This is a genomic window from Saccharomonospora saliphila YIM 90502 (assembly GCF_000383795.1).
Taxonomy (GTDB): Bacteria; Actinomycetota; Actinomycetes; order Mycobacteriales; family Pseudonocardiaceae; genus Saccharomonospora; species Saccharomonospora saliphila.
Genome location: NZ_KB912660.1, coordinates 47,939 through 53,355, shown reverse-complemented (window position 1 = coordinate 53,355; position 5,417 = coordinate 47,939). Strand labels below are relative to the sequence as shown.

Here is a 5,417-nt window from a genome sequence, read left to right as displayed (position 1 = left end):
GGCGGGGCCTCGCGGTGCGGCGCCTGCCGTGCGGGTCCACCGTCGCCGACGGCTACACCGCCGCCCCGCACGTGCTGGACCACGCGCCGACCGCGGTGGTGGCGTTCAACGACAACGTCGCGCTGGGCCTGCTGAGCGGATTGCGCGAGCTGGGCGTGCGCGTGCCGGACGAGATCTCGGTGACCGGCTTCGACGACGTGCCGCTCTCCGGAGTGGTCGATCCGGAGCTGACCACGGTCACGGTGCCGAAGGGCGAGGTCGGCAGACTGGCCTGGCACCGGCTGGCGGGCCTGGGTTCGGGTCCCGCCGGGGCGCCGTCCCGCGTCGCGGTCACGCTGACCGTGCGCGGCACCACGGCGCCCCCGCGCGCCGAGCCGCTGTCCACTGTGCCTGCCGCACGGTGACCCGCTCACCCACAGGGCGGTGCGCCGGGCACCGCCCTGGCGTCAGGGAACGGTCTCCGGGTGGACCACCCGGGCGTCACCTCCGCCCCGGCGCTCGGGTTCGGCGACGGCCTGGGCCGTCCCGTCCGGCAGGATCTCGACGGCGGTCGCCGCGCCGATCTCGCCTACGGGGCTGAACTCGTGCCCCCGGGCGGTCAACGCCGCGCCGTGGGCGTCGGTGAACGCGGGCTCGGCGGACACCGCGGCCGTGTTGCGCTGGGTGGCGCGCGGCGCCGCCAGGGCCGAGGGCAGATCCGCGCCCTGGTCGATGCGGCGCACCAGCGTCTGGATCACCGTGGTGATGATCGTGGAGCCGCCGGGCGAACCGAGCACGAGCCACGGCCTGCCGTCGTCGAGCACGATGGTCGGCGACATCGACGAGCGCGGCCGCTTGCCGCCTTCGATGCGGTTCGGGTCGTCGGCGTCGTAGACGTGACTGAAGTCGGTCAGCTCATTGTTGAGCAGGAATCCTCGGCCGGGCACCGTGATGCCGCTGCCGCCGGTCTGCTCGATGGTCAGGGTGTAGGACACGGCGTTGCCCCATCGGTCGACCACACTCACGTGCGTCGTCGAGGGGCCCTCGGTGTCCGGGCGCCCTGCGTGCCCGCCGACGTCGACGTCCCCGCACGACGCGTCGTACCGGCCGTCCGCCACGCCCGAGGCGACGGGTTTCGCCGCGGCCCGGTCCGGATCGAGCGCGCAGGCCCGTTCGGCGGCGAAGCCGTCGGAGAGCAACTCCTCGGTGGGCACGTCCACGAACGCCGCGTCGCCCGAGTATTTCGCCCGGTCGGCATAGGCCAGCGCGGAGGCTTCGAGGTAGTGGTGCCACAGCCGCTCGGGCGACAGCGACGCCACGTCGAACCGTTCGAGGATGTTCAGGGTCTCGCCCACGGTGGTTCCCCCGCTCGACGGCGGGGCCATGCCGACGACCTCGTAGCCGCGGTAGTCGTGCCGCGTGGGCTCGGGGCGAAGCACCTCGTAGCGGGCGAGGTCGGCCGGGTCCATGGTGCCCGGGGGCACCGGCAGATCGGCCCCGGCGGTCACCGGCGGGGTGCGAACCACCTCGGCGATCTCGTCGGCCAGCCGTCCGTGGTAGAAGGCCTCGACCCCCTCCCGCGCGAGCGTGCGGTAGGTCCGTGCGAGGTCGGGGTTGCGGAACACCGACCCGACTCGCGGCGCGGCCCCCTCGGGCAGGAACAGTTCGGCGGTGGATTCCACGGCCGCGAATCGCTCGCGGTTGGCGAGCGTCTGGTTGTGGAAGGTCTCGTCGACGACGAACCCGCGGGAGGCCAACCGCGCCGCCGGGCGCAACGCCTCGGCCAGCGAGTACGTGCCCCAGTCGCGCAGCGCGGCCTCCCAGCTCGCGGGCGTGCCGGGCACCCCGACCGCCGCTCCGCTGGTGACCATGTCGGGAAAGAACGGGTACGGCCGCCCCGTCGCGGGGTCGACGAACGCGTCGCGCGGCATGGCCGCCGGTGCGGTCTCGCGGCCGTCGATCGTCTCGACGACACCACGCTCGGCGTCGTAGTGGACGAGGAACCCGCCGCCACCCAGGCCCGCGCTGTACGGGTCGGTGACGCCGAGCGCGGCGGCGGTGGCCACCGCGGCGTCGGTGGCGTTGCCGCCGCGCCGCAGCACCTCGATCCCGATCGCCGTGGCCTCCGGGTCGACCGAACTCACCGCCCCGCCACCGCCGACGGCCACCGGATTCTTGTCGGTGTGCCACCCCTGCGCGCTGGCCTGCGGCGGCGCGGTCAGCGCGCCCGCCGTCATCGCGAGGGCCAGGGCGGCGGCAGGCACCCGGAGTCGTACCGGCGTGGACAGTGCTGCGGACATCGGCGATCCTCCGTCGTGGTCGAACGCGGACGCGACACCTCCTCCAGCATGGTCCACGACGGACACCGCGAAGGCGCTACGCCGTCCGGACGATTCCTGCTCGCGGCTCTCCCCCGAACGGTCGCACACCCGTGTTCCAGGTCGCGAACGGATAACGATCGCCGCCGCACTCTCGGCCCGCCGCAGCCAGAACGGCCAGGGTGCCGTAGTGGACCAGACCTCTGACCCCCGGGGAGGGATCGACGTGCGGACAGGGACGCGGGCCGGGCGGGGCCGTGGGGTGAGTGTGGCCGCCGTGCTCGCACTGGTGGCCGCCGGATGCGGCGGGCCGGACGACGGCGGCGGGTTCACCACCGAGCTGCAACTCGGTACGGGCAGCACGGGCGGGGTGTACTTCCCCCTGGGGCAGGAATACGCCACCATCTTCACCGACACGATCGACGTCGACGGTCTCAGCGTGAGCGCGGTGGAGACCGGTGCCTCCGTGGAGAATCTCGCCAAGATCGCGCGGGGCGAGCTGCAACTCGGCATCGCCCAGCACAACACCGCGCAGGACGCCGTCGCCGGCACCGGCGAGTTCGAGGGCGCGGCCGTGGACAACGTGGGATTCCTGGGAAGCCTCTACCCCGAGGCCGCCCAGATCATCACCCTGGAGTCGACCGGGATCGAGTCCGTGGCCGACCTCGAAGGCGCCACGGTGTCGATCGGCCCGCCCGGTGGGGGAACGCGCCAGGCCGCCGAGCGGATACTCGCGGCCTACGGTCTCGACCAGGGTTCCTACACCGCCCTGGAGGAAGGCTTCGGCGACGCGCGCACCAAGCTCCAGGACGGCAACGCCGACGCCTCCATCGAGATCCTCGGCGTGCCCGCCGCGAGCCTGAACGAGCTGGCGGCGACGACCGGGGAGGTGCGGCTGGTCCCGCTCGACGACGAGCGGATCGACGCGATCGTCACCGACGGCGGGCTCACCGAGTACGAGATCCCGGCCGGCACCTACGACTTCCTCGACGAGCCGGTGCCGACGGTGTCGGTGTTCGCCGCGATGTACGCGTCGACGACGCAGGTGAGCGAGGAACTCGGCTACGAGATCACGCGCGCCCTCTACACCGGGGCCGACTCGCTCACGCTCCCGCAGAAGGACCTGATCACGCTCGACGACGCCACGCTGGGCCGGGGGGAGGTACCCCTGCATCCGGGTGCGGAGCGCTACTTCCGGGAACAGGGCCTGCTCGACTGACTCGTCCCGCACGGTGGCACGCACAGGGAGCGGGTGAGACGATGCGCGACGCGGTGGGAGCCGTCGAGCCGGACGGTGCCACCTCGGAGCACGACCGGGAGAGCCGGTACCGGACGCGGCTCGGCCCGTGGCGGTGGGTCGTGGCGGTGCTCGCGAGCGGCCTCACCGCGTTCCAGCTCTACACCGCCCTGTTCGGCACGCTGACCTCCCTGTTGCAGGGCGCGGTGCACGTGGGCGCCGCGATGAGCCTGGTCTACCTGCTCTACCCCGCCCGCAGGACGGGAGCGCGCAGGCCGGGCGTCCCGCCGCACGACGTCGTGCTCTGCGGGCTGACGCTGTGGGCCACGGGGCACATCCTCGTGCACTACGAGCGCCTGACCACCCAGGCGGTCATCCTGGGCTACGAGCCGCTCGACGTCGTGCTCGCCACCGCCGCGCTGGCGCTGATTCTGGAAGCCACCCGGCGCTGCGTCGGACTGCCGATCGTGGTGATCGCGCTGGCCGCCCTGGCCTACGGCTACTTCGGCCCCGCGATGCCGATCTTCGACCACCCCGGCTTCTCCTTCGAGCTGCTGGTCGGCGAAGCCGTCTACACCTCGACGTCGGTGTTCGGCACCCCGATCCAGGTGTCGTCCACCTTCATCTTCCTGTTCCTGTTCTTCGGCGTAGTGCTGGTGCGGACCGGAATCGGCCGCTTCCTCAACGACCTGGCCTTCGGCCTCACGGGCCGCTACACCGGTGGCACGGCCAAGGCGGCGGTCGTGGCGAGCGGCATGCAGGGCATGGTCTCGGGAAGCTCGGTGGCCAACACCGTGGCCTCGGGCTCGTTCACGATCCCGATGATGAAGCGGGCGGGGTTCCGTCCCCGGTTCGCGGGAGCGACCGAGGCGGCGGCCTCCACCGGAGGGCAACTCGTGCCTCCGATCATGGGCGCGGCCGTGTTCATCATGGCCGAGTACACCGGCACCCCGTACGACGAGATCGTCCTGCTCGCCGTGGTCCCGGCCGCGCTGTACTACCTCGGCCTGTTCGCGGGCGTGCACTGCGAGGCACGCCGCACCGGCGTGCTCGGAGCCCCGCGCGAGGCGTTGCCCTCCGTGCGTGCCCTGCTCGCCCGCGCCCACCTCCTCGCTCCCCTCGCGGTGATCGTCGGCCTGCTGCTCGCCGGGCGCTCCCCCGCCAACGCCGCGCTGTTCGGCATTCTCACCGCGCTGTCGGTGAGCCTCGTGCGGGCCGACACCCGCCCGCGCCCGGCCGAACTCGCCGGCCTGTTCGAACGCGGAGCCCGCGCGGCCCTGCCCGTGATCGCCGCGTGCGCCAGTGCCGGGATCATCGCGGGCACCGTCACGCGCACCGGGCTCGGCGGCAAACTCGCGGGCGGCATCCTCGACCTGTCCATGGGCTGGCTCGCCCTCGCGCTGGCGTTCACCATGCTGGCGTGCCTGGTGCTCGGAATGGGCCTGCCCACCACCGCCAACTACGTCGTCACCGCCACGGTCGCCGCGCCGATCCTGCTCCAGTTCGACGTGCCCGTGCTCGCCGCACACCTGTTCGTGTTCTACTTCGGCATCGTCGCCGACATCACGCCACCGGTCTGCCTCGCCGCCTACGCCGGGGCGGGTCTGGCCGCCGCGAACCCGATGCGCACCGGGCTGACCGCACTCACGCTCGCGGTGCCCGGCTTTCTCGTGCCGTTCGTGTTCGTGACCCAACCCGCTCTGCTGTGGCAGGACGCGACCGTGGGCGCCTTCCTCGGCACCCTGACCACGACGGCGGCCGGGATCGTCGCGGTCTCGGCCGGGCTCATCGGCTTCGCGCCCGGCCGCACCCCGCCCGTGGCGCGGTTCGCGCTCGTGGCAGGGGGCCTTGTCGCGCTCCACCCCCACCTCGGCGTGTCCCTG

The 5,417-nt window shown here is 73.0% G+C and carries 4 protein-coding genes; 3 read left to right on the top strand and 1 reads right to left on the bottom strand.

All coding sequences use genetic code 11. The features are described 5' to 3' along the window. Nucleotides 1-404: substrate-binding domain-containing protein (locus tag SACSA_RS26005; RefSeq protein ID WP_019815682.1), on the top strand; the 404-nt coding region annotated here is incomplete at its 5' end. A 42-nt stretch (nucleotides 405-446) separates the two neighbouring features. Here the strand turns inward: SACSA_RS26005 and ggt are convergent. Beyond that, a complete protein-coding gene (ggt, locus tag SACSA_RS0110450) occupies nucleotides 447-2,279 on the bottom strand; it encodes a gamma-glutamyltransferase (protein ID WP_028661758.1) in 1,833 nt (610 codons plus the stop codon). A 208-nt stretch (nucleotides 2,280-2,487) separates the two neighbouring features. On the opposite strand from ggt, the gene SACSA_RS0110445 reads away from it, so the two are divergent. Beyond that, the gene (locus SACSA_RS0110445; protein WP_232212919.1) at nucleotides 2,488-3,516 is read left to right on the top strand and encodes a TAXI family TRAP transporter solute-binding subunit; all 1,029 of its coding nucleotides are present in this window, start codon (nucleotides 2,488-2,490) and stop codon (nucleotides 3,514-3,516) included. A 41-nt stretch (nucleotides 3,517-3,557) separates the two neighbouring features. After that, nucleotides 3,558-5,417 (top strand): TRAP transporter permease (locus tag SACSA_RS22420; protein ID WP_019815676.1); only part of this gene is annotated, 1,860 nt, incomplete at its 3' end.

Excerpts from the sequence above, each read along its gene's own strand:
- ggt (WP_028661758.1), bottom strand. The coding sequence starts at position 2,279 with ATGTCCGCAGCACTGTCCACGCCGGTACGACTCCGGGTGCCTGCCGCC.